The 21,864-nt window shown below is 67.9% G+C and carries 20 protein-coding genes; 9 read left to right on the forward strand and 11 right to left on the reverse strand.

The genetic code is table 11. The features are described 5' to 3' along the window. Positions 1-2: 2 nt before the first annotated feature. Positions 3-245: an acyl carrier protein gene (locus EA796_RS05595; RefSeq protein WP_122107855.1), complete on the forward strand. Its 243-nt coding sequence runs from the start codon at positions 3-5 to the stop codon at positions 243-245. An 11-nt stretch (positions 246-256) separates the two neighbouring features. On the opposite strand, the gene EA796_RS05600 is transcribed toward EA796_RS05595, so the two are convergent. The 5 genes from EA796_RS05600 to EA796_RS05620 form a co-directional block, all read right to left on the reverse strand. Next, entirely contained in the window at positions 257-2,542 is a 2,286-nt protein-coding gene (locus tag EA796_RS05600) for a heavy metal translocating P-type ATPase (RefSeq protein ID WP_122108008.1), read from the reverse strand. A gap of 351 nt (positions 2,543-2,893) precedes the next feature. Then, positions 2,894-3,376, reverse strand: coding sequence for a BCAM0308 family protein (locus tag EA796_RS05605; RefSeq protein WP_122107856.1), 483 nt, complete (start codon positions 3,374-3,376; stop codon positions 2,894-2,896). A 231-nt stretch (positions 3,377-3,607) separates the two neighbouring features. After that, entirely contained in the window at positions 3,608-4,282 is a 675-nt protein-coding gene (locus EA796_RS05610; RefSeq protein WP_256679140.1) for a DUF2238 domain-containing protein, read from the reverse strand. A 126-nt stretch (positions 4,283-4,408) separates the two neighbouring features. After that, positions 4,409-5,350, reverse strand: a complete 942-nt coding sequence (locus EA796_RS05615) for a 1-phosphofructokinase family hexose kinase (RefSeq protein WP_122107858.1) — start codon at positions 5,348-5,350, stop codon at positions 4,409-4,411. 285 nt (positions 5,351-5,635) lie between these two features. Continuing rightward, the gene (locus EA796_RS05620) at positions 5,636-6,559 is read right to left on the reverse strand and encodes a LysR family transcriptional regulator (protein ID WP_021442547.1); all 924 of its coding nucleotides are present in this window, start codon (positions 6,557-6,559) and stop codon (positions 5,636-5,638) included. A 212-nt stretch (positions 6,560-6,771) separates the two neighbouring features. Here EA796_RS05620 and EA796_RS05625 point away from each other — a divergent pair, with 212 nt between their 5' ends. From EA796_RS05625 to EA796_RS05650, 6 genes are read left to right on the forward strand one after another with little or no spacing between them, the layout of a single operon-like run. Continuing rightward, complete coding sequence (locus tag EA796_RS05625; protein WP_122107859.1) at positions 6,772-7,848, forward strand: 4-oxalomesaconate tautomerase; 1,077 nt, start codon at positions 6,772-6,774, stop codon at positions 7,846-7,848. 39 nt (positions 7,849-7,887) lie between these two features. Next, positions 7,888-9,138 carry an OprD family porin gene (locus tag EA796_RS05630; RefSeq protein WP_122107860.1) on the forward strand — a complete coding sequence of 417 codons (1,251 nt, stop codon included), beginning with the start codon at positions 7,888-7,890 and terminating at the stop codon, positions 9,136-9,138. 42 nt (positions 9,139-9,180) lie between these two features. Next, positions 9,181-10,161, forward strand: a complete 981-nt coding sequence (locus EA796_RS05635; RefSeq protein ID WP_122107861.1) for a tripartite tricarboxylate transporter substrate binding protein — start codon at positions 9,181-9,183, stop codon at positions 10,159-10,161. A 52-nt stretch (positions 10,162-10,213) separates the two neighbouring features. After that, positions 10,214-10,666 (forward strand): tripartite tricarboxylate transporter TctB family protein, encoded by a 453-nt coding sequence (locus EA796_RS05640; protein WP_122107862.1) that lies wholly within the window; start codon positions 10,214-10,216, stop codon positions 10,664-10,666. A 4-nt stretch (positions 10,667-10,670) separates the two neighbouring features. Further along, entirely contained in the window at positions 10,671-12,182 is a 1,512-nt protein-coding gene (locus EA796_RS05645; protein ID WP_122107863.1) for a tripartite tricarboxylate transporter permease, read from the forward strand. Between the two features lie 22 nt (positions 12,183-12,204). After that, positions 12,205-13,152: a D-2-hydroxyacid dehydrogenase family protein gene (locus EA796_RS05650; RefSeq protein WP_122107864.1), complete on the forward strand. Its 948-nt coding sequence runs from the start codon at positions 12,205-12,207 to the stop codon at positions 13,150-13,152. Positions 13,153-13,260: 108 nt separating this feature from the next. Here the strand turns inward: EA796_RS05650 and EA796_RS05655 are convergent, their stop codons facing one another. The 3 genes from EA796_RS05655 to EA796_RS05665 form a co-directional block, all read right to left on the reverse strand. Then, positions 13,261-13,749: a heme-binding protein gene (locus EA796_RS05655; protein ID WP_122107865.1), complete on the reverse strand. Its 489-nt coding sequence runs from the start codon at positions 13,747-13,749 to the stop codon at positions 13,261-13,263. 98 nt (positions 13,750-13,847) lie between these two features. Beyond that, positions 13,848-14,474 carry a response regulator transcription factor gene (locus tag EA796_RS05660; RefSeq protein ID WP_122107866.1) on the reverse strand — a complete coding sequence of 209 codons (627 nt, stop codon included), beginning with the start codon at positions 14,472-14,474 and terminating at the stop codon, positions 13,848-13,850. Beyond that, on the reverse strand, positions 14,471-15,910 hold the full coding sequence (locus tag EA796_RS05665; protein WP_122108009.1) for a sensor histidine kinase: 1,440 nt from the start codon (positions 15,908-15,910) through the stop codon (positions 14,471-14,473). Before EA796_RS05665 ends, EA796_RS05660 begins: the two co-directional genes overlap by 4 nt. A gap of 164 nt (positions 15,911-16,074) precedes the next feature. Between EA796_RS05665 and dsdA the strand changes: the two genes are divergently transcribed. Both dsdA and EA796_RS05675 read left to right on the forward strand, forming a co-directional pair. Further along, positions 16,075-17,424: a D-serine ammonia-lyase gene (gene dsdA / locus EA796_RS05670; RefSeq protein WP_122107867.1), complete on the forward strand. Its 1,350-nt coding sequence runs from the start codon at positions 16,075-16,077 to the stop codon at positions 17,422-17,424. A 130-nt stretch (positions 17,425-17,554) separates the two neighbouring features. Beyond that, a complete protein-coding gene (locus tag EA796_RS05675; RefSeq protein WP_122107868.1) occupies positions 17,555-19,519 on the forward strand; it encodes an alkyl/aryl-sulfatase in 1,965 nt (654 codons plus the stop codon). Between the two features lie 40 nt (positions 19,520-19,559). Here the strand turns inward: EA796_RS05675 and EA796_RS05680 are convergent, their stop codons facing one another. The 3 genes from EA796_RS05680 to EA796_RS05690 all read right to left on the reverse strand — a co-directional run bounded on the left by EA796_RS05680 (position 19,560) and on the right by EA796_RS05690 (position 21,864). Next, on the reverse strand, positions 19,560-19,853 hold the full coding sequence (locus EA796_RS05680; protein WP_122107869.1) for a DUF202 domain-containing protein: 294 nt from the start codon (positions 19,851-19,853) through the stop codon (positions 19,560-19,562). Continuing rightward, on the reverse strand, positions 19,846-20,229 hold the full coding sequence (locus tag EA796_RS05685; protein ID WP_122107870.1) for a YidH family protein: 384 nt from the start codon (positions 20,227-20,229) through the stop codon (positions 19,846-19,848). The genes EA796_RS05680 and EA796_RS05685 overlap by 8 nt, the downstream gene beginning before the upstream one ends. A 264-nt stretch (positions 20,230-20,493) precedes the next feature. Then, positions 20,494-21,864, reverse strand: a complete 1,371-nt coding sequence (locus tag EA796_RS05690; RefSeq protein ID WP_122107871.1) for a DUF1329 domain-containing protein — start codon at positions 21,862-21,864, stop codon at positions 20,494-20,496.

Genomic DNA, 21,864 nt, shown 5'->3' on the forward strand with positions numbered 1-21,864 from the left:
CGATGGACGCCGCAGAGATCCGCCGCCTGGTGCTCGAAGAGCTGCAACGCATCGCCCCGGAGTTGGAGCCCGAACAGCTGCGCGGCGACCGCCCGCTGCGCGACGAGGTGGATCTGGATTCGATGGACTGGCTGCGCCTGCTCAGTGCGCTGCACCAGCGCCTGGGAGTGAACATCCCCGAAGCCGACTACCGGCGCCTGGACAGCCTGGACGCGTTGGTGGCCTATCTCGCTCGCCGCGTCTGAGATACACCGCCTCAGCGCCTGTCGAGGCTGTGGTAGAGCTCGTCCTCCTCGGCGAAATGCAGGCTCAGCAGGGTGTCCAGACGCAGCAGCAGGCGCTGGATTTCCGCCAGCGAGCTACCCTTGGCATCGCCCGACAGGTCGGCACTCATGCGCTCCAGCAGGTGTGCCAAGCGGAAGATTTCCCGATGGGTATGGCTCAGCGCCGCGAGCGGATCCTCGCCCGGCAGGCGCTGGGCCAATTGCGGATACAGGCGGTCCTCGTCGGCCTGCTCATGGGGGATCAGCTGGCGCTGCAGCGCCTCGACCAGGCCGGCCAGTTCCTCCCGCGCCTGCGCCGGCGGCGTGCTGTCGAGGCCTTCGGCCGCCGCGCGCAGCCGTTCGAGCAGGGGCAGGAGGGCGGCATGCTCCTGGCGCAGGCTGTCGATCCATTCGCCGGTGAGCGTGGGGGCGGCCCGTTCGCGCCAGCCCGCGCCGAGGGCGCGCAGCGCATTGCCGATCACCGCCAGGTCGATGACTTCCTGCACGATCGCCCCCGCCAGCGCCGGCAGGTAACCGGCGACCGCCAGCAGCATGGCCAGCAGCGACAGGCCTATCCCCACCATGACCCCCTGCACCGCGATGCCACGGGAGCGGCGAGCGATGCGCAGGGCTTCGGCGACCCGGTCCAGACGGTCGGCCAAGAGCACCACCCCGGCTGCTTCGGAAGAGGCATTGGCGCCGCCGGCACCCAGGGCGATGCCGACATCGGCCGCCGCCAGGGCCGGGGCGTCGTTGATGCCATCGCCGACCATCAGGGTGGTGCCGTCGCTCTTGCCCTGGGCGATGGCCGCGACCTTGCCGGCGGGGGAGAGGCCGGCGCGGATCTCGTCGACGCCGACGGCCATGCCGATGGTCTGCGCCGCCTCCGAACGGTCGCCGGTGAGCATGACGATGTGGCGGATGCCGGCCTGGCGCAGCAGGCGTAAAGCCCGCGGGGACTCCAGGCGCAGGCGGTCGGAGAACAGTACGGCGCCGGCCATCACGCCGTCGATGGCGATGAAGCTGGCGCCCGCCACCTCGTAGGCCATGCGCCGCAGCATGCCCTCGGTCCAGGGCACGGCCGGCGTGGCTGCGGCGACATAGTCATGGCCGCCGAGCATCACCGCGTGCCCGTCGACCACCCCGCACAGGCCGGCCCCGGGCTGCTCTTGCACCTCCAGGGCACGCTCCAGGCTCAGCCCGTGGTTGCGCGCGGCCTCGACTATGGCCTGCGCCACCAGGTGCGGCGAGGACTGCGCCAGCGAGCCGGCCAGGCGCAGCAGCTGCTCCTGCGAGTAGCTGCCTGCGCTTTCCACGGAGAGTACGCTGGCATGCCCCGTGGTCAGGGTGCCGGTCTTGTCGAGAAACAGCAGCCGGGCGCGGGCCAGCGCCTCCAGGGTGGCGCCGTCCTTGACCAGGATGCCGCGGTGCGCGCACCGCGAGATGCCGGACATGATCGCCACCGGCACCGCCAGGATCAGCGGGCAGGGCGTGGCCACCACCAGCACCGCCAGCACACGCAGCGGGTCGCCGCTGATCAGCCAGGCCAGGCCAGCCAGCGCCAGGGTGACGGGGATCAGCAGCAGGGCGTAGCGATCGGCCAGGCGCACGAAGGGCGCGCGCGACAGGCGTGCGGCCTCGACCATCCGCACTATGGCCGCGTAGGTGCTCTGGGTCGCCGGGTGGCTGGCGCGCATCTCGAACGGCGCGCCGGCGTTCAGCGCGCCACTGCGCAAGGCTTCGCCGGGGGCGCGACGCACCGGCAGCGGCTCGCCGGTCAGCGCCGACTCGTCCAGGGTGGCCGTGCTGTCGAGCACCACGCCGTCCACCGGCACCACTTCGCCCAGGCGCAGCAGCAGGCGGTCGCCGGCCTGGACCTGCTCCACCGGCACCTGTTCCAGTTCGCTGCCGCGATAGCGCCAGGCCACGCGCGGGGCACGGTCGATCAGACGGCGCAGCTCGCGCTCGGCCCGCCGCGCGCTGTAGCTCTCCAGCGCGCGACCGCTGGCCAGCATCAGGGCGACCAGCGCGGCCACCAGGGCCTGGCCGAAGAACACGGCGGTGCCGATGGCCAGCAGCGCGATCAGGTCGACGCCGATCTCCTTGCGGCGCAGGCGGGCCAGAATCTCCACCAGCAGCAGGCCCGCGGCCAGCAGGGCGCTGCCGCTCCACAGCAGGGTGGCGAGCTCGCCCTGACCGAGGCCGCGCAGCAGCAAGCCGCCGGAAAAGGCCAGCAGGGCGATGCCAGGCAGAACCAGGCTGAGCCAGCTAGACGAGATGTTCAAGGCGGCTCCGGGGAGGATGACTGGTTCCGGTAGCTGCGCGTAAGTGCCCGGCCCGAGGATCGAGCAACCGGTGGCAGAGGCCGTGGTGCCAGGCCCCCGGCGCTGTTGCAGGCGCGCACTCGAGCCTGCGGTGCGATTTCTCCACGGTCTGCACTCCAGTTCCCGGCAGGTCGCGCGACTGCCTGGCGGTGTGAAGCACGCCTTCGGCCAGGCGGCTCGCCTCTGTCAACCTAGTGCAAGCCCTGCGACTCGGCCAATTGCGCCAGCCGCCGAGCAGGCCGCGCGCCCGTGAATGACAGCCAGCGGGTCAACTGGGCTTGGCACGGCGGGGCGTGCCCCCAGGTTTCAGTCACGCGACCAATGCACCGCCAGGTGGTGCTCGTCGTCCGCATATTGGTAGCTGCATTCGCCCTTGAAGGCGCCGGTCAGGGCATGGCCGAGGCGCTGGGCCAGGTGGATGCCGGTGGTAGTGACCTGCAGGCCGTCCCCTCGCTCGCTGACCTTGATCAGGCGTTCCAGCGCATGCTGGGCTTTCTCAGCGGCCTCGGTGTTGTGGATCAGGCCGAGCACCTCCTCACGGTGTGCCGCCAGGAAGCTGCCGGTCAGGCGCAGGGTGCCGGCCGGTTGGTCGTCGGCGATGCGCCGGCAGGCCGGGCAGGCATGGGCCTGGGCATCCTCCGGTACCGCCTGCTGCCAGCTCCAGCGGCCCTGGTGGCGCACGGCGCCGCATTGCGGGCAGTGCGCGCTGCCTCCCGGCATCTCGAGGTAGGGGTCGTCCTGGGCCGGCTTGAACAGCTTGTTCCTCTGGCTCTGCTGATGTTTGTCCATGACGCGCTCCTCATTGTCTGGGGCGAGGCAATCCCCGCTATTCTGTCCTTTTGCGCCGCTTTCGCGGCGGCCATATTGATGTGCATCAAGCCGCGGCCGGCACCGTCGTACGACCGAGCAGCCACTGGCTCAGTAGCCTCGAGGGCCAGCGGCAGGCGTGCGCTTTGGCTGTCGGCGAACTGGCGGCGGAAGGGTTTGCACAGCAAAACAGCCGTGCTCCGTCCTGCTCGGTCAATGACAGGACGGGCGGTTGAGCAGACGGATCAGCAGCAAGGCCAGCAGGGCACCGAGGATGGCAAGAGCTGCATCCTTCTGCGCATCCCACTCGTCGCCCTGGGTGCCGAGGAAGGCCGTGCCCAGATCCGGGGCCACCACCAGCGCGGCGAGCATTTCCATTTGCTCGTAGAGGCTGCTCAGAGCCATCACCGTGGCCAGGCAAAGCGGCATCAGCCACAGCCCGGAAACCCTGGCGTTTTTTTGCAGCAGCTCGTGCAGGGGGTAAGTCAGCAGGAGGCCAAAGGCGAAATGCACCAGGCGGTCGTAATGGTTGCGTTCGAGTTCAAGCTGTTCGCTGAGCCAGAAGCCGAAGGGTGTTTCCGAGTAGGTGTAATGCGAACCGTACAGATGCAGAACGAGGAACAGGCTGAGCAGGCCGTAGGATACCGATGAGAGCACGAGGCGCCGCCGAGTGATCAGCAACAGGGCGACCAGGGCGAACACCAGGAGATTCTCCAGCAACCAATCCTGACGGCTCACCGGGCTGATTGCAGACCAGAGCCAAACGCCAAGCACCAGCGTGCTGCATAAGCTGAGCAGGGCGGTTCGGGCAGATTTCATCGGTATGGCTCCGACGCCAGCGCGTTCCATGAATGGTAGCGAATGGCTGGCGAGCGCCAAGGTGTGCATCCATTCGCCTTGTCTTGTTTAATTGCAGGCTGCGACTCATTCCCGTCTTTATAAGCCCGTATCTAGGAAGGGATGCCACACTGGTGAGCCTTTTAAAGCTGCAACGGTATACCGTTAGCCTGGTTCCTAACGGGAGGCAGCTAACCAGCTGTATAGGCGCTCCGTGTCTTCGAGTCGGGACAGCTCGCTGCCTTCGGCCATGATCGCCGCTGTGCCGGCCGCCACACCGTAGCGCGCCGCCACTGACCAGCTCGCCCCTGAGGCGCGTTTGAGTACCATCGCCGCCAGCAGACTATCGCCCGCACCAACCGTGCTGCGGCGCGGCACGGTCGGAGCCGGAATGCGCTCGCAGACGTCGGCGGTCACCAGCAGCGCCCCTTGTGCACCAAGGGAAACCAGCACGGCTTCCGTGCGTCCCGCTGCCACCAGATCCCGGGCCACTTGATTCAGATGCTCCGGTCCGGCGATAGGCTCACCAAGCATGGCTGCGAGTTCGTCCAGATTCGGCTTGATCAGCAGCAGGCCACCGATATCCAGCATCTGACGCAGAGCGCTGCCGTTGCTGTCTACCACGCAGCGGCAACCCCGGCGTTGTGCATTGCCCAGCAGACGCGGCAGGAAGTCCGCGGCCAGACCTTCTGGCAGGCTACCGCTGATGACCAGAAAATCCGCGGCGGGCAATGTCTCCAAAGCCGACAGCACCGCGCTCTGCTCCTGGGGCGAGAGTGGATTTCCCGGGAGGACGAAACGGTACTGTTGGTTGTCGGCCCGGTTGGTGACGTTGATGCACTCGCGTGTCCAGCCGGACACCGAGACCGCATGAAAAGGCACGCCCTCAGCCTTCAATAATTCAAGCAGGTGTTCGCCAGTGGAGCCGCCAACGGGAAACAGGGCCACTGTCTCTCCGCCGAGTCGTCGAATCGTCCGCGACACGTTGATCCCGCCACCCCCAGGCGCGTACGCCGGTGCGCTACAGCGCAGCTTGTCGTGAGGGCGCAGGTGCTGCACGCATGTGGCCAGATCCAATGCGGGACTCAGGGTCAGGGTGAGGATGCAGCGGGCGATCATTATTGCTCCCTCCTGCTGCCAGACTGCAGCGCCTAGTTCCAGCTTAGGCTATGTCTGGATGGCGGATGGTCGCGAAGCACCAGGCCAGGCCCCTGGGCTCACGGTTTGAGCGTTTTGGTTTGCCCCGTTATGCCGGTGAGCGGCGGATTGCCCATCCTGGCCGCTCAGGTGTCCGTCACTTCCCGGCAAGGATTGCAGACGGGTGGTGGGCGAGGCGCTGACTTTGTTCCTGTATTGGCTGCTCGGCATGCACCGGCGCAATCGCGAGCGATTGCGCGCTCACGTTCAGCTCGATTCGCTGTCGATACCCAGCGAGGTGTAGTTGGGCCATTGCCGCAGCAGGGTTTCGACGAACTGCTCGGCTGCCGGCGACAGCGACGAGCCGCGGCGGCGCACCAGGCCCAGGGTGCGGCTGATCACCGGGTCGACCAGCGGGCGCCTGACCAGGATCGGATGGTCCTCGGCCGGCATGGCCAGGCTGGGGAGGGCGGCGATGCCCAGGCCGGCCTCGACCATGCCCAGCGAGGTCGACAGGTGCTGCACCTCGTAGAACCAGCTCGGGCGCCAGTCGAGATGGGCCAGGCCGTGGTCGAGCAGCACCCGGTTGCCGCTCAGGCGGCCGACGCCGATCAGGCGGTAGTCGCTGAGCTCGCGCCAGGCCACTTCCGGCTGCTTGGCCAGGGGATGGTCGCGCCGGCAGGCGAGCACGAAGGGTTCGTTGACCAGTGGGGTGAAGTCGATTTCCGCGCTCTGTCCGCTCTGCATGTTGATGCCGAAATCTGCCTCGCCACGAATCACCGCCTCCAGTCCCTCATGGGCGCTGAGATCGAGGATGCGGATGCGGATCTTAGGGTACTGCTGATTGAAGGCGCGGATCACCGTCGGCAGGAAATAGAAGGCAGCCGTGGGGATGCAGGCCAGGGTGACCTGGCCGGACTGGCGCTCGGCCAGCTCGCGGATGCCGAGGATCGAGCGCTCGAAGTCGTCCAGCAGGCGCTGCGCCTTGGGCAGAAAATCCCGGCCTACTGCGGTCAGGCTGACTCGGCGCGTGGTGCGGTCCAGCAGCTGGATGCCGAGGCTTTCCTCGAGCTTCTGCATGCGCCGGGTCAGCGCCGGCTGGGACAGGTGGATGGCATTGGCGGCCTCGTGAAAATTGCCGAACTCGGCGATTTTCACGAAGGCGCGGATGTCTTGAAGTTCGTAATTCATGCGCTTTGGTTATTAGTCGGTCGTATTTTTGTCTGCAGATTACCAATGAACCCTAGTCTTTGCGCTGAGGACTGGCAAGCGAGGGAATACCCCCATGCATTAATGCGTATAATGCAATAAATATAGAAATATATGCATTTTACAGAAGAAAGTGTTGCTCCCCATAATCGACGCAAAGCAACAATCACTAGCTTTATTGCGTTGGAGGCATCATGCGGACGGTACCTTGCGTACTCATGCGAGGCGGTACTTCGAAAGGGCCGGTCTTTCTGGCCAACCACCTGCCCACTGACCCGCTGCAGCGCGACGAGCTGTTGCTCAGCCTGATGGGCTCGGGCCACGAGCTGGAAATCGACGGTATCGGCGGTGGCAGTCCGCAGACCAGCAAGGTGGCGATCGTCAGCCGCTCGCCGCACCCGGACGCCGATGTCGACTACCTGTTCGTGCAGGTCATGGTGACCCAGCGCCGGGTCGACACCGCGCCCAACTGCGGCAACATGCTCTGCGCCATCGGGCCCTTCGCCATCGAGCACGGGCTGGTGAACGCGGGCTCGCCGATGACCCGGGTGCGCATCCGCAACCTCAACACCAATACCTTCGTCGATTCCGACGTGATGACCCCGGGCGGCCGCGTGCGCTACGACGGCGATACCACCATCGATGGCGTGCCCGGCAGCGCTGCGCCGATCAAGCTGACCTTCCTCAATGCCGCCGGTGCCAAGACCGGCCGCCTGCTGCCCACCGGCCGGGTGCGCGACCTGTTCGACGGTGTCGAAGTCACCTGCATCGACATGGCCATGCCCATGGTGCTGCTGCATGCCGAGGCGCTGGGCAAGACCGGTTACGAGTCGCCGGCCGAACTGGATGCCGACACGGCGTTCCTCCAGCGCCTGGAGCGCATCCGCCTGCAGGCCGGGCTGGCCATGGGGCTGGGGGACGTTGCGCAGATGGTCATTCCCAAGCCGGTGCTGCTGGCCCCGGCGCGCAATGGCGGCACGCTGAGCGTGCGTTATTTCATGCCGCACAACTGCCACCGTTCGGTCGCCGCCACCGGCGCCATCGGCCTGGCCACGGCCTGCGCCGTGCCCGGCAGCGTCGCCCAGGATGTCGCGCCCATTGCAGGCGAGGCGCTGGTGCGCCTGGAGCATCCGGGCGGGCAGATCGAGGTTTCCCTGCAGCCTGCCGCCGACGGCAACCCCGAGAACCTGCGCGCCTCGCTGGTGCGCACCGCGCGCCGTCTGTTCTCGGGTGAGGTTTACATCCCCAGCCTGCGGCGTACGGGCAGCTGACTTCGCCTCACCACAACCACACCCCTAGGGCCAACCACAATGACAAGAAGAAAATCCCTAAGCTGCTCCGCCTTCGGCATCACGGTTCTGGCACTGCCTGGCGCCAGCGTTCACGCCGCCGGTTTCATCGAGGACAGCAAGGCCAGCCTGGAGCTGCGCAACTTCTACCTCAACCGTGACTTTCGCGAGGATGCCGGGCAGAACAAGCGCGAGGAATGGGCGCAGGGTTTCATCCTCAATCTCGAGTCCGGCTACAGCCAGGGCACGGTCGGTTTCGGCCTCGATGCCCTCGGCATGCTCGGCGTCAAGCTCGACTCCTCGCCGGATCGCAGCGGCACCGACCTGCTGCCGCGCGACAGCCGCAACCGCGCCGAGGACGACTACAGCAAGCTCGGCGTGACCGGCAAGGCGCGTTTCGCCGAGAGCCAGCTGCGCGTGGGCACCCTGCTGCCGAAGATGCCCTATCTGCAGTACAGCAACGCGCGCCTGCTGCCGCAGGTATTCGAGGGCTGGCAGCTGCAGAGCAAGGACCTCGAGCGCGCCACCTTCACCCTCGGCGAGATCGACCGCGTGGTGCAGCGCAGCGTCTCGGGCTCCGAGAAGCTGGCGCTGAACAACAAGAACCGCCGCTTCGGCGCCAGCCCTGAAAGCGATGAGCTGCGCTTCGGCGGGGTGGATTACGCGATCAATCCGCAACTTTTGGCCAGCTATCACTATGCCGAGCTGAGCGACGTCTATCGCCAGCACTTCGTCGGGCTGCAGCACGGCCTGGCGCTGGGCGACGGCAAGCTGAAAAGCGACCTGCGCTACTTCAACAACAGCGAAGCCGGGCGGAAACTGGTGGGCGACATCGACAACCAGGTCATCAACGCCATGTTCACCTACAGCATCGCCGGCCATGCGCTGGGGCTGGCCTACCAGAAAATGCTCGGCGACGACGCCTTCACCTATGTCGACGGGGCCACGCCCTATCTGACCAACTTCCTGCAGATCAACGATTTCGCCGGCCCCGACCAGCGTTCCTGGCAGCTGCGCTACGACTTCGATTTCGCCCGTGTCGGGGTGCCCGGCCTGACCTTCATGACCCGCTACGTGCGCGGCGATCAGGTCGACCTGGCCGTCGGCGAAGGGCGGGAGTGGGAGCGCAACACCGATATCGCCTACGCCTTCGTCGAGGGCCCGCTGAAGAATCTCAAGGTGACCTGGAGGAACGCCACCTACCGTTCGAGCTTCGTCCGCGACCTGGACGAGAATCGTCTGATCCTGAGTTACATCGTGCCGCTCTGGTAAAGCGCCGGCTGTGCATACAAGTCTAATAAGAGGAACCTCACCATGATCACCTGCTCCATTCGCCGTACTCTGCCGTTTTCCCTCGCCCTGTTGCTCGCCAGTGGTTCGGTGCTCGCCGGCGAGCCTTCGCGTCCGGAGTGCATCGCTCCGAGCAAGCCGGGCGGCGGCTTCGACCTGACCTGCAAGCTGGCCCAGGCCGGATTCAAGGACGAGGGTCTGCTCAAGGCGCCCATGCGCGTGACCTACATGCCGGGCGGCATCGGCGCCGTGGCCTACAACTCCATCGCCGCCAACCGCCGTGCCGAGCCCGGCACCCTGGTGGCCTTCTCCGGCGCCTCGCTGCTGAACCTGGCCCTGGGCAAATACGGTCGTTTCGACGAGAACGCAGTGAAATGGCTGGCCACTGTCGGCAACGACTACGGCACCCTGGCGGTGCGCGAGGATTCGCCTTACCAGAACCTCGACGATGTGGTGCAGGCGCTGAAGAAAGACCCGAAAAGCATCGTGGTCGGCGGTGGTGGCAGTGTCGGCGGCCAGGGTTGGGTGAAGATCGCCTTGTTGGCCCGCGCAGCCGGCGTCGACCCGCGCGAGTTGCGTTATGCCGCCTTCGAGGGCGGGGCCGAGCATTACATGGCGCTGATGGGTGGGCACGTGGATCTGGTCACCGGCAGCGCCAGCGAGATTCGTGCGCAGCAGGGCAACAAGATCCGCACCCTGGCGATCTTCAGCGAGGAGCGCCTGGGCGGTGAGCTGGCCTCCATTCCGACTGCCCGCGAGCAGGGCTACGAGATCCAATGGCCGCTGATTCGCGGCTACTTCCTCGGCCCGGATGTGAAAGAGCAGGACGTGGCCTGGTGGAGCGAGCGCTTCGCCAAGCTCAACGCCTCCAGCGACTTCCAGGCCTACCTGGCCGACCGCGACGTGCTGCCTTACTACGTCACCGGTCCGGAGCTCGAAGCCCTGGTGAAAAGCCAGGTTGCGGAGTACCGCAAGCTGGGCCGCGAGTTCGGTCTGGTCGAGTAGTCGAGTCCTCCTGCGCCGTCACCGACGGCGCAGCATTCTGGAGCGCATCCACATGCATGATCGTATCTTCGCGGGGATCACCCTGCTGCTGTGCTGTGTCCTGGCATTCCTCGCCTGGGGTTACAGCGCATCCTTTTCCTATGAGCCGGTGGGGCCCAAGGCCTTCCCGCTGCTGCTGTTGCTGCTGATCGCCTTTGGCTGCGTGCAACTGCTGCTCAAGCCGAGCAGCGACACCCACGGCGAGGAACCGCCGCTGAACCGGGAGGTGATGTTCAAGGCGCTCGCCTTCCTCGGTCTGATGATCGGCTATGCAGTGCTGTTCGAAACGCTCGGCTTCATCCCCGCCAGCGTGCTGTTCGGTATCGGCATGGCGCGTCTCTACGGTGGTAGCTGGCTGCAAAGCCTGGTCAGCGGGGGCGTTCTGGCCCTCGGCCTCTACCTGCTGTTCGACAGAGCCCTCGCGGTACCGCTGCCGCTTGGCATCCTTGCAACCCTGGAGAGCTGAACCCATGGATACTTTCGGTTATCTCAGCCATGGCTTCGGCGTGGCGCTTAGCCCCTACAACCTGGTCACTGCGCTGTGCGGCACCCTGATCGGTACCATCGTCGGCCTGCTGCCGGGCCTCGGCCCGATCAACGGCGTGGCGCTGCTGATCCCGGTGGCCTTCGCCCTCGGCCTGCCGCCGGAAACCGCGCTGATTCTGCTCGCGGCCGTATACCTGGGCTGCGAATACGGCGGCCGCATCTCCTCGATTCTGCTCAACATTCCGGGTGAGGCGTCCGCGGTGATGACCACCCTCGACGGCTACCCGCTGGCGCGTCAGGGCCAGGCTGGCGTCGCACTGTCGCTGTCGGCCTGGAGCTCGTTCATCGGCGGCCTGATCGCCACGGTCGGTGTGGTGCTGTTCGCGCCGCTGCTGGCCAGTTGGGCGGTGGCCTTCGGTCCCGCCGAATACTTCGTGCTGATGGTGTTCGCCATCACCTGTCTGGCGGGAATGGCCGGCAACAAGCCGTTGAAGACCGCCATAGCCGCGCTGATCGGCCTGTTGCTGTCGTGCGTGGGCATCGATGCCAACAGCGGCGTCTATCGCTTTACCTTCGGCAGCCTGGGGCTGGCCGATGGCATCCAGTTCGTGGTGCTGGTGCTGGGTCTGTTCTCGGTCAGCGAGCTGCTGGTGCTGCTCGAGCGCACCCACCATGGCCAGAAAGCCATCAAGGCCAGCGGGCGCATGCTGTTCAGCCTGAAGGAGGGCGGCTTCGTCCTGGCCACCAACCTGCGCAGCGGCGTGGTCGGTTTCGTCCTCGGCGTGCTGCCTGGCGCCGGCGCGACGCTGGCCAGCGCGGTGTCCTACATGAGCGAGAAGCGCCTGGCGGTCAAGGACAACAAGTTCGGCAACGGCGACCTGCGTGGCCTGGCCGCACCGGAAACCGCCAACAGCGCCGCAGCCTGTGGCTCCATGGTGCCGATGCTGACCCTCGGCGTGCCGGGTTCGGGCACCACCGCGGTGATGCTCGGCGCCCTGACGCTGTACAACATCACCCCGGGCCCGCTGCTGTTCCAGAACCAGCCGGACATCGTCTGGGGCCTGATCGCCTCGCTGTTCGTCGCCAACCTCATGCTGATCGTCATGAACGTGCCGATGATCAAGGTCTTCACCAAGGTGCTGGCCGTGCCTTACTGGGCGCTGGTACCGGCGGTGGCGATCATCACCGCCATCGGGGTGTATGCGGTGCATGCCACGACCTTCGACCTGTACCTGATGATCGCCATCGGCATCTTCGGCTACGTCATGCGCAAGCTGGACTTCCCGCTGTCGGCGATCCTGCTCGGCTTCATCCTGGGCGGCATGATGGAGCAGAACCTGCGCCGGGCACTGTCCCTGTCCAGCGGCGACATCGGTATCCTGTTCGCCAGCCCGATCACCTGGGTGGTCTGGGGCCTGGTGGCGGTGATGATCCTGCTGCCGTTCTGGCGCGCCTGGCGCGCACGTCGCCGGCAAACCGCCGCCAGCCTGGCCTGATTGGCGGCGAAGGAGGATGCGCATGCGTGTGGTGATACCGGACGATTATCAGCGGGTCGTGCAGTCTCTGGATTGCTTCCGCCTGCTGGAGGGCTTCGACGTCCGCGTGTATCACGATCACGTCTGCGATCCGGACCTGCTGGCCGAGCGCTTCGCCGACGCTCAGGCGTTGGTGCTGACCCGGGAACGCACCCGTATCGATGCCGCGCTGCTGGCGCGGCTGCCGAACCTGAAGTTGATCAGCCAGACCGGGCGAGCCGGGCCGCATCTCGATCTGCAGGCCTGTCGCGAACGCGGCGTGACCGTGGCCGAGGGCAGCGGTTCGCCCATCGCCGCGGCCGAGCTGACCTGGGCGCTGATCCTCAATGCCCGGCGCCAGCTGCGTGAAGCCATGAACGGCCTCTACGCCGGGCACTGGCAGGTCAACCTGGGCCAACGTCTGTATGGCCAGACGCTGGGCATCTGGGGCTACGGCAAGATCGGCCGGCGCCTGGCGCGTTATGCAGCTGCCTTCGATATGCGCGTGCTGGTGTGGGGCAGCGCGGCCTCACGCCAGGCCGCTGTGGCCGATGGCCATGAGGCCGCGCCGACGCGCGAGGCCTTCTTCGAGCAGGCCGACGTGCTCAGCCTGCATCTGCGCCTGCTGCCGGCAACCCGGCATTGTGTGGGCGCCGCCGACCTGGCGCGGATGAAGCCCGACGCGCTGTTGGTCAACACCAGCCGCGCCGAGCTGATCGCACCCGGGGCACTGCTCGAGGCGCTGGATCGCGGCCGGCCGGGGCAGGCCGCGCTGGATGTGTTCGAGCAGGAGCCGATCCTGCAGGTTGACCATCCGCTGCTGAGGCACCCGCGCGTGCTCTGCACCCCGCATCTCGGTTACGTCGAGCGGCACAGCTACGAGGCCTACTTCGGCGAAGCCTTTGCCAATGTTCGGGCGTTCTTGCGGGAGCAGCCCGCAGGGCTTTGTTGAGCCCCAGTTAGCACTGGCCGTTTTCGCGATCTTCTCGCTAGTGCTGCAGCCTGCCCAACACTGCGGCAGGCTGCAGGCGCGCCTGCGCCGCGTCGGGGCAACCTTCGCTTACTGGAACAGGGCCGCGTTGGCGGCCAGGACTTCGTCGGCACACTGGGCGTCCAGGTGGCCGCCCGGGGCACCGGCCACGCCGATCGCGCCGATCACGTTATCGCCGGCTTTCACCGGGACGCCGCCGCCCAGCAGGAGGAAGCCTGGGATGTCGGTGAGGTTGCCGGCGCCCGGGTTCTTCTGCGCGTTTTCCATGATGGCCAGGGTCGGCGTCTTCGCCGATACGGCGGTGAAGGCCTTGGCGCGGCTGGCCTCGATGGTGTGCGGGCCGGCGTTGTCGGCGCGGGCGAAGGCCTTGAGCAGACCGGCGCGGTCCACCACCGCCGCACTGACGTTGTAGCCCTTGGCCTGGCAGGCGGCGACCGTGGCGGCCGCCAGTTGCTGGGCGTCGGCGCTGGAGAGGTTGCGTTCCTGCAGCACGGCGGCATTGGCGGCGCCGGCGCACGTCAGGGCGCAGAACAGGGCGGCGAGCGAAAAACGGGGCATGGCTAACTCCTTGTCGTGGATCGAGGTGAGGAGTCGTCAGTGTGACCAGCGCCAGTCAGCCGGGGTATTCGCTCGACTACGCCCGGGGCTCCGTAGTGCTACGGAGGCGGCGCGTCCAGCAGGCCGGCATACTGGCGGATCAGCTGCGCCAGCGAGTCGGCCGCGAGCTTGTCGAAGACGTGAGCTCGGTGGGTCTCCACGGTGCGTGGCGACAGATCGAGTTCGCGGGCGATTTCCTTGTTGCTCATGCCCTGGACGATACGCACCAGCACCTCATGCTCGCGCCCGGAGAGACGCGCCAGCCGTTCGACGGCCGCCTGGGTCAGCGCCAGGCGCTCGCGGCTGGCGATATGGCTGCGCACGGCGGCCTGCACGGCGTCGAGGAACACGTCGTCGTCCACCGGTTTCTGCAGGAACTCCATGGCTCCGCCCTTGAAGGCGCGGCGGCACAGGTCGACGTTGGCGTGACCGGTGAGCATCACCACCGGCAGGTCGGACAGCTCCGCCAGCCTGGCCAGCACGTCCAGTCCGCCGATGCCGGGCATGCGGATGTCGAGCACCACGCAGCCGATCGCGTGCGGCGACAGCGAGGTGAGGAAGGCCTGAGGGTCGCCATGGCCCTCGCTGCGCAAGCCGACGCTGCGCAGCAACAGCGCCAGGGCCTCGCGCACGGCGTCATCGTCGTCGACCAGATGGACCAGCGGGGAATGGTCGGGCAGGCTCATGCAGCGGCTCCGGCGATAGGCAGGCGCAGGGTGAAACAGGCGCCCACCGGGTCGAGGTTGCGCGCCGTGATCCGGCCGTCCATGGCGCCGGCGAGGGTTTCGCACAGCGCCAGGCCCAGCCCCATGCCCTGGGCGCGGGTGGTGTAGAAGGGCTCGAACAGCCGCGGCAGGGCTTCGTCGGGGATGCCGGGGCCGTTATCGCTGACCTCGAACCGGTATTCCATGCCGTCGCGACCGCCGCTCAGGGCGATGACGCGGGAGGCGGGCCAGTCGGCCAGGGCATCGACGGCGTTCTGCACCAGGTTGTGCAGGATCTGTTCGAGTGCCACCCGGTCGCCCAGCGGGCGGGCGCCGGGGCTCGCGTTGTGCCAGCTGAGGCGGATGCCGCGGCGGCCCAGCTCCTCTTCGCGCAGGAACAGCAGCGAAGCCGCCAGGGCATCAGGGTCTACTGCCGCGCGCGGGGAGGGCGCGCAGGGCTGCACCAGCCCGCGCATGCGGCTGATGATGTCCGCCGCCCGGCGCGCCTGGCCGGCGCTGGCGAGCAGGGCCTGGCGCACTGCGGGGCGCTCCTCCTCGTCGTCGAGCAGGCGTTCGGCGGCGCGTACCTGGGCGAGGATGGCGGTCAGCGGCTGGTTCAGTTCATGGGCGATACCGGCGGCCATTTCCCCCAGGGTGTTCAGGCGCGTCATCGCCGCCAGGCGGACCTCTTCCTGCCGGCGTCGCGCCTCGGCGCGCGAGCGCTGCCAGGCCGCACTGGCCGCGGCCAGCAGGTAACTGGCCAGCGCCCAGGCCAGCCATTCGGTCCAGGGCCAGTCGCTGGGTGTGAGCCTGCGCCAACTGTGCAGGGGAAAGGGCTGGCTGGCCGCGCCCAGGGGCTTGTGCAGGCTCATGATGCCGCCCAGCGAGCCGCCAGCGGGCTGGCGCGCCAGCAGCGTCAGCGGCCCCATGCCCAGGTCCAGCGTCAGGCTGGCCAGCGTCGGGGGAAAGTCGCCGGCCGGGATAAAGCGCCGGGCATCCAGCAACAGGCTCCAGCTCGACGGGGCCACGAGCCAATAACGCGCCCGATCCACCGCCAGGGTGACGGGGCGCTGCAGCTGGCGGGCCTGTTCCTGCGCGCCAGGCATGCCCGCCGGAGCTGCGCCGCTGCCCTCCCAGGCGCCGCCGCGCAGGTAACCCAGGCCCAGCAGCTGCGGCATGGCCGGTTGCAGACTGGGCAGCAGTTGGGCGGGACTGGGCGGATGGCTCAGCGCGCTCAGTGTGGCCAGTACCGCTTCGTGCTGCACGACCTTCTGGCTGAGCATGCGCTGCGCGATGCTGGTGTCCTGGACGAAGCGCTCGTAGCGCTCGGCCTGCTCCTGCCAGCCGATCCAGACCGCCACGGGAGCGAACAGGGCCAGCCAGAGAACCAGGGTGCGGATGTCGGTCAGGGGCTTCACGGCGGATATCATGCCAGCCGCCTCGGGGGGCTGCCATCCGTAAGGCTACGGAGGCGTGACGGCGGTTGGGTGCCATCGGCTTGCTCGGCGCCGGGATTTGCGCCATAAGCTCGACACGTGCGCGACGCCTCCGTCCTCGCGCAGAGCTGTCGACAGGAACAACGATGATTCACGGCAAAACCCTCGCTGCCTGGTACGCCAGTCACCCGCTGCTCAAGGAGCTGGTTGCGCTGCGCGAAACTGCCTGGTTCAACCCGGCCAGCGCGCCGGTCGCCGAGGCCCTGGCCGACGTGGGGCTGGGCGCGGCGGATGTCGCCCAGGCCAGCGCGCGGCTGCAGCGCTTCGCTCCCTACCTGGCCAAGGTATTTCCGCAAACCGCCGCCAGCGGCGGGATCATCGAGTCGGCAATCCGGCCGCTGCCCAGGCTGCACCAGCGGTTGCTGGACGAGGCCAGCCTGCCTGGCAGCGGCTCGCTGTGGCTCAAGCTGGACAGCGAACTGCCCATATCCGGTTCGATCAAGGCGCGCGGCGGCATCCACGAGGTGCTCAAGCACGCCGAGGATCTGGCCCTGCAGGCCGGCCTGATTCGCCTCGACGACAACTACGAGGCCCTGGCCAGCGCTGCCGCGCGGCAGTTCTTCGGCCGCTACAAGGTGGCGGTGGGCTCCACCGGCAACCTCGGCCTGTCGATCGGCATCATCAGCGCCAAGCTCGGCTTTCAGGCCTGCGTGCACATGTCGTCGGATGCGCGGCAATGGAAGAAGGACAAGCTGCGGGCCAATGGCGTGACGGTGGTCGAGTACGCAGCGGACTACAGCGTCGCGGTGGAGCAGGGCCGCCGCCAGGCCGCGGCCGACCCGAGCTGCTATTTCGTCGACGACGAGAACTCGCCGCAGCTGTTTCTCGGCTATGCCGTCGCCGCGGAGCGCCTGGAGCGGCAGTTCGCCGAGGCCGGGGTGGTGGTCGATGGCGATCATCCGCTGTTCGTCTACCTGCCCTGTGGCGTCGGCGGTGGCCCCGGCGGCGTCGCCTTCGGCCTCAAGCTGGTGTTCGGCGATGCGGTGCACTGCATCTTCGCCGAGCCGACCCATTCGCCCTGCATGCTGCTGGGGGTGTACACCGGGCTGCACGACGCGGTCAGCGTTCAGGACTTCGGCATCGACAACCTCACCGCGGCCGACGGCCTGGCGGTGGGCCGGCCCTCCGGCTTCGTCGGCAGGGCGATGCAGCGGCTGATCGACGGCTACTACACGGTCACGGACGAGGAGCTGTACCGGCTCCTGGCCATCGCCCATCAGGAGGAGCGGGTGCGCCTGGAGCCCTCGGCCCTGGCGGGGGCGCCGGGGATGCTTAGGGTGCTGGGCGCCGACGCCTACCTCGACCGCATCGGTGTCGCCGCGACGCAGCTGGCGAACGCCACGCACCTGATCTGGGGAACCGGCGGCAGCATGGTGCCGGACGCGGAATTCGCCGCCTATGTCGACCGAGGCCGCGGCCTGCAGCGGCGCCGCTGACGCTCGCCGCCCGCGGGCGAGCCATTGCAGGGTGTTATGGCAGGCATGCGCCTCTGATATTGGCGCGGGCGCCGAGGCCGCCCTAGAGTCGGGCGCGACCGACTCCAACAAGAACAGCACGGAACTTTCCATGACTACTTTCCGCCTCAGCGCCCTCGCCCTGGCGCTCGCTTTTTCCGCCGCGGTGCAGGCCGACGCGGCGACGGCCAAGCCGGCCAGCGACAGCACCCGCACGCTCAACCAGGCCTGGCTGCAACGCCTGCCGTTCGAGGACCAGACCAGCTTCGCGGATGCCCGGCGCGGCCTGATCGAGGCCTTCGCCGGCCGCGTCGAGAACGCCAAGGGCCAGGTGGTGTGGGATCGCATGGCCTACAACTTCCTCGACGGCAACGCTGCGCCGGCCAGCGTCAATCCCAGCCTGTGGCGCATGGCGCAGCTCAACAACATCGCCGGCCTGTTCGAGGTGCGCGAACGCATCTACCAGATTCGCGGCATGGACCTGTCCAACATGACCATCATCGAGGGCGACAGCGGGCTGATCCTGATCGACCCGCTGATCAGCGCCGAGACCGCCCGCGCCGGGCTCGAGCTGTACTACCGGCACCGCCCGCGCAAGCCGGTGCGGGCGGTGATCTACAGCCATTCGCACGTCGACCATTTCGGCGGCGTGCGCGGGGTGATCGACGAGGCCGACGTCAAGGCCGGCAAGGTGCGGGTGATCGCGCCTGAGGGCTTCTACGAGCATGCGGTCAGCGAGAACGTACTGGCCGGGCCGGCGATGATGCGCCGCGCGCAGTACATGTACGGCTCGCTGCTGCCGCGCGGCGAGCGCGGCCAGGTGGATGCCGGCCTGGGCAAGAGCACCCCGGTCAATGCCACGGTGACCCTGATCGCGCCCAGCGAGCTGATCGCCCAGCCGCTGGAGACCCGCAGCATCGACGGCGTCGAGATCGAATTCCAGCTCACCCCCGGCACCGAGGCGCCGGCGGAGATGAACCTGTACTTCCCGCAGTTCAAGACCCTGTGCATGGCCGAGAACGCCACCCACACCCAGCACAACGTGCTGACCCTGCGCGGCGCGCTGGTGCGCGATCCGAAGATCTGGTCGCACTACCTGGGCGAGTCGCTGGCGCGCTATGGCGACGAGGCCGAGGTGCTGTTCGCCCAGCATCACTGGCCGACCTGGGGGGGCGACAGGATTCGCGAGTACCTGGCCGACCAGCGCGACATGTACGCCTTTCTCGACAGCCAGACGCTGCGCCTGATCAACCAGGGGCTGACCTCCACCGAGATCGCCGAGCAGCTGCAGAGCCTGCCGCCGCGCCTGGCGCGCAAGTGGTACAGCCGCGACTACTACGGCTCGCTGAGCCACAACGTGCGCGCCGTGTACCAGCGCTACATGGGCTTCTACGACGGCAACCCGGCCAACCTCGACCCGCTGCCGCCGGAGGCCGCGGGCCGGCGCTACGTGGCGGCCATGGGCGGCGCCGCGGCGGTGCTGGACACCGCCCGCCAGGCCTTCGCCGCCGGCGACTACCGCTGGAGCGCGCAACTGCTCAATCACCTGGTGTTCGCCGAGCCGGACAATCGCGCCGCCCTGGAGCTGCAGGCCGACACCCTGGAGCAGCTCGGCTACCAGAGCGAGAACGCCACCTGGCGCAACATCTACCTCAGCGGCGCCCAGGAACTGCGCCAGGGCGTCAATCCCCAGCGAGCGGGCAACGGCGCGCCGGACATGGTGCGGGCGCTGACCCCGAGTATGTTCTTCGACTACCTGGCGGTGCGCATCGATGCGCTCCAGGCAGCCGACGAGGACCTGCGGATCAACTGGCGCTTCACCGACCTGGAGCAGGAGCATGCCCTGACCCTGCGCCACGGCGTGCTCACCCACCGCAGCGGCGAGCGCCATGCCCAGGCGGATATCGAGCTGAGCATGAGCAAGGCGCTGCTCGATCGCATCGCCCTCAAGCAGACCAGCTTCGCCCAGGCGACGAAAGACGGCGCCATCGTCGTCAGCGGCGAGCGGCAGAAGCTGTTCAAGCTGCTGGGCGGGCTGGAACAGCCGAAGTCGAACTTCAATCTGGTCACCCCCTGAGCTGCACGCGGCGCCCCGTCAGGGGCGTCGCGCCTGCCTTTCAGCGGCCTGCCAGGGCCGCTTCTATCGCCAGCACGCACAGGCTCACCTGCACCAGGCCGATGCCCAGCACCGTGGCGATCCTGGCCTGGCCGCGTTCCGCGTCGAGCATCGCCAGGCTGTGGCGATAGCGCCTGCACTGGCCGGCCCAGAGCGCCAGGGCGGTGGCCAGCGCCAGCAGCATCAGCGCCGGCTGTGCGCCGCGCAGCGCCAGGCAGGCGACCACCAGTAGCGACAGTTGGGTACGACGCCAGGCCAGCTCGGTGCGTTCGGCCTGCAGCCCCGCATCAGCCATGCCCGTGCCACCCGAACAGCACCAGCAGCAACAACGCCGCCAGGCCGCCGCCGATCGCCAGCGCCGGCACAAGAACGGGCAGGGGCAGGGCGCTGCGGTGGCGCAGGGCACGCTCCACCGCCAGCCAGCGCAGGCAGGCGCCGAGGCTCAGCAGCAGGCTCAGCGCCAGCAGGCTGAGGGTGATCGACAGCCGCAACCAGGGCGCGAAGGCCTGACCGGCGAAGGTTTCCACGGCGATGCCGCCGCCGAGCAGGGCCAGCGCGGTACGGGCCCAGGCCAGGAAGGTGCGTTCGTTGGCCAGGGTGAAACGCGGGTCGGGCTCTTCGCCGCCGAGCAGGGCTTGCGTCAGGGGTTTGCGCAAAGGAGGAGGGGTCATGGGGCACCGGAAAGATCGGAGGCAGATTGCACGGCGAGGAGCGGAGCAAGGCGCCTGTAGGCGCGAATTTATCGGCTATGTCTGCGTTAAGTGTTGGCAAAGGCTCGTGGGCTTTAGCCCACCAGTGGTAGTCCGCGTGGGCTAAAGCGGATCGCCGCCCGGCCCAGCCTACAAGGCTGCCCATTGCGCCTTACGCGGATGAACCTCGGGCGGCCGCCACAAAAAAACCGCCGACCCACAACGGGCCGGCAGTCGGCTAAAGCATCAGCGCAGGCCCTTGCTGCGCAGGGCGCCCGGCGAGTAGTCGGAGGCGCTGGCGCGGTAGCTGAAGTCGAACGGCTGGCGCTGTTCGTTGACCAGGCCCGAGGCCAGATAGCGGCCGTTGTTGAGGTCGTAGGTCACTTCCATGGCGTTGACCGCGGCCTGCCCGATCGGGTGGTAGAAGCTGTGCGCCTCGCCGATGCGCCAGAGCTCGCCGCGGTTGTCGTAGTGGTCGGCGGCGAGGATCGCCCAGGTGTCCTCGTCGATGAAGTAATGGCGCTTGCTGTAGATATGGCGCATGCCCGGTTTCAGGGTGGCGACCACCTCCCAGACCCGATGCAGCTCGTAGCGGGTGGCCTCGGGGGCGACGTGGCCGGGCTGGATCAGCGCCTCGTAGCTGCGCTCGGGCGAGGCTAGGCGGTAGCTGTTGTAGGGCACGTAGAGGGTCTTCTTGCCGACCAGCTGCCAGTCGTAGCGGTCGGGCGCGCCGTTGAACATGTCGCGGCCGTCGGCGGTGCGCAGGCCGGCGGTGGTCGGCCCGGCGCTGTCGTAGGCCACGCTCGGCGCGCGCCGCACGCGGCGCTGGCCGGCGCTGTAGACCCAGGACAGACGCGGCTCGGCGACCTGGTCGAGGGTCTCGTGCACCAGCACCACCTCGCCGACCATGCGCGCCGGCGCGGTGAGCTTGTGGCTGTAGTAGTAGAGGATGTTGCGCGCCTTGTCGGGCGCCTGGCCCTGCACCGCCTCGCCACGGGTGAAGTACTGCTGGGTGGTCATGACGGTGTAGGCGCCGTCCTTCTGCGGCGCGGCACTGTCGGTGATCAGGCTGAAGCTGGGGTTGCGGTTGCGCGTGAGGTGGTTCCACAGCACTTCCAGGCCGTTCTGCGGAATGGGAAAGGCCACCACGCCGGCGAAACCTTCCACGCCGTTGCCGCCATTGCTCAGCTTGGCGTTGACCGCGTTGCGCGCGGCCGCCTGGGCCACGGACTCGGAGACCGCCACGCTGCGGTGGCTGGGGTAGACCGGCAGCCGGTAGCTGTCCGGGAAACGCCGGAGCAGGGCGATCTGGCCGGGACTGAGGTGCTCCTGGTGCTGGGTGTAGTTGCTCGCATCGATGGTCAGCAGCGGCTGTTCATCGGCGAACGGATCGGCCGGTATGCCGTTGGCCAGCAGCCTCAGGTTGGCCTTGGCCAGGCCGCCGTCCCAGGCGGGGATGCGCCCGTCGGCACTGGCGGCGCGCTCGGCGCCGATGGGGGTCAGGGTGGTTTGCAGCTGCGCCGCTTGTTCGGCGGTCACGGCTGCCAGGGCCGAGCCGGCCAGCAGCAGGGTGCAGAGCAGGGCGCCGCCGCGCAGCAGGGTTTTGGTGTGGTTCAT

The organism is Pseudomonas sp. AOB-7 (assembly GCF_003696305.1).
Classification (GTDB): domain Bacteria; phylum Pseudomonadota; class Gammaproteobacteria; order Pseudomonadales; family Pseudomonadaceae; genus Aquipseudomonas.

What these genes read in the sequence shown, in the direction of transcription:
- EA796_RS05595 (WP_122107855.1), top strand. Translation starts at nt 3, where the DNA reads ATGGACGCCGCAGAGATCCGCCGCCTGGTGCTCGAAGAGCTGCAACGC.
- EA796_RS05605 (WP_122107856.1), bottom strand. Translation starts at nt 3,376, where the DNA reads ATGGACAAACATCAGCAGAGCCAGAGGAACAAGCTGTTCAAGCCGGCC.
- EA796_RS05610 (WP_256679140.1), bottom strand. Translation starts at nt 4,282, where the DNA reads ATGCACACCTTGGCGCTCGCCAGCCATTCGCTACCATTCATGGAACGC.
- EA796_RS05615 (WP_122107858.1), bottom strand. Translation starts at nt 5,350, where the DNA reads ATGATCGCCCGCTGCATCCTCACCCTGACCCTGAGTCCCGCATTGGAT.
- EA796_RS05620 (WP_021442547.1), bottom strand. Translation starts at nt 6,559, where the DNA reads ATGAATTACGAACTTCAAGACATCCGCGCCTTCGTGAAAATCGCCGAG.
- EA796_RS05625 (WP_122107859.1), top strand. Translation starts at nt 6,772, where the DNA reads ATGCGGACGGTACCTTGCGTACTCATGCGAGGCGGTACTTCGAAAGGG.
- EA796_RS05630 (WP_122107860.1), top strand. Translation starts at nt 7,888, where the DNA reads ATGACAAGAAGAAAATCCCTAAGCTGCTCCGCCTTCGGCATCACGGTT.
- EA796_RS05635 (WP_122107861.1), top strand. Translation starts at nt 9,181, where the DNA reads ATGATCACCTGCTCCATTCGCCGTACTCTGCCGTTTTCCCTCGCCCTG.
- EA796_RS05640 (WP_122107862.1), top strand. Translation starts at nt 10,214, where the DNA reads ATGCATGATCGTATCTTCGCGGGGATCACCCTGCTGCTGTGCTGTGTC.
- EA796_RS05645 (WP_122107863.1), top strand. Translation starts at nt 10,671, where the DNA reads ATGGATACTTTCGGTTATCTCAGCCATGGCTTCGGCGTGGCGCTTAGC.
- EA796_RS05650 (WP_122107864.1), top strand. Translation starts at nt 12,205, where the DNA reads ATGCGTGTGGTGATACCGGACGATTATCAGCGGGTCGTGCAGTCTCTG.
- EA796_RS05655 (WP_122107865.1), bottom strand. Translation starts at nt 13,749, where the DNA reads ATGCCCCGTTTTTCGCTCGCCGCCCTGTTCTGCGCCCTGACGTGCGCC.
- EA796_RS05660 (WP_122107866.1), bottom strand. Translation starts at nt 14,474, where the DNA reads ATGAGCCTGCCCGACCATTCCCCGCTGGTCCATCTGGTCGACGACGAT.
- dsdA (WP_122107867.1), top strand. Translation starts at nt 16,075, where the DNA reads ATGATTCACGGCAAAACCCTCGCTGCCTGGTACGCCAGTCACCCGCTG.
- EA796_RS05675 (WP_122107868.1), top strand. Translation starts at nt 17,555, where the DNA reads ATGACTACTTTCCGCCTCAGCGCCCTCGCCCTGGCGCTCGCTTTTTCC.
- EA796_RS05680 (WP_122107869.1), bottom strand. Translation starts at nt 19,853, where the DNA reads ATGGCTGATGCGGGGCTGCAGGCCGAACGCACCGAGCTGGCCTGGCGT.
- EA796_RS05685 (WP_122107870.1), bottom strand. Translation starts at nt 20,229, where the DNA reads ATGACCCCTCCTCCTTTGCGCAAACCCCTGACGCAAGCCCTGCTCGGC.
- EA796_RS05690 (WP_122107871.1), bottom strand. Translation starts at nt 21,864, where the DNA reads ATGAACCACACCAAAACCCTGCTGCGCGGCGGCGCCCTGCTCTGCACC.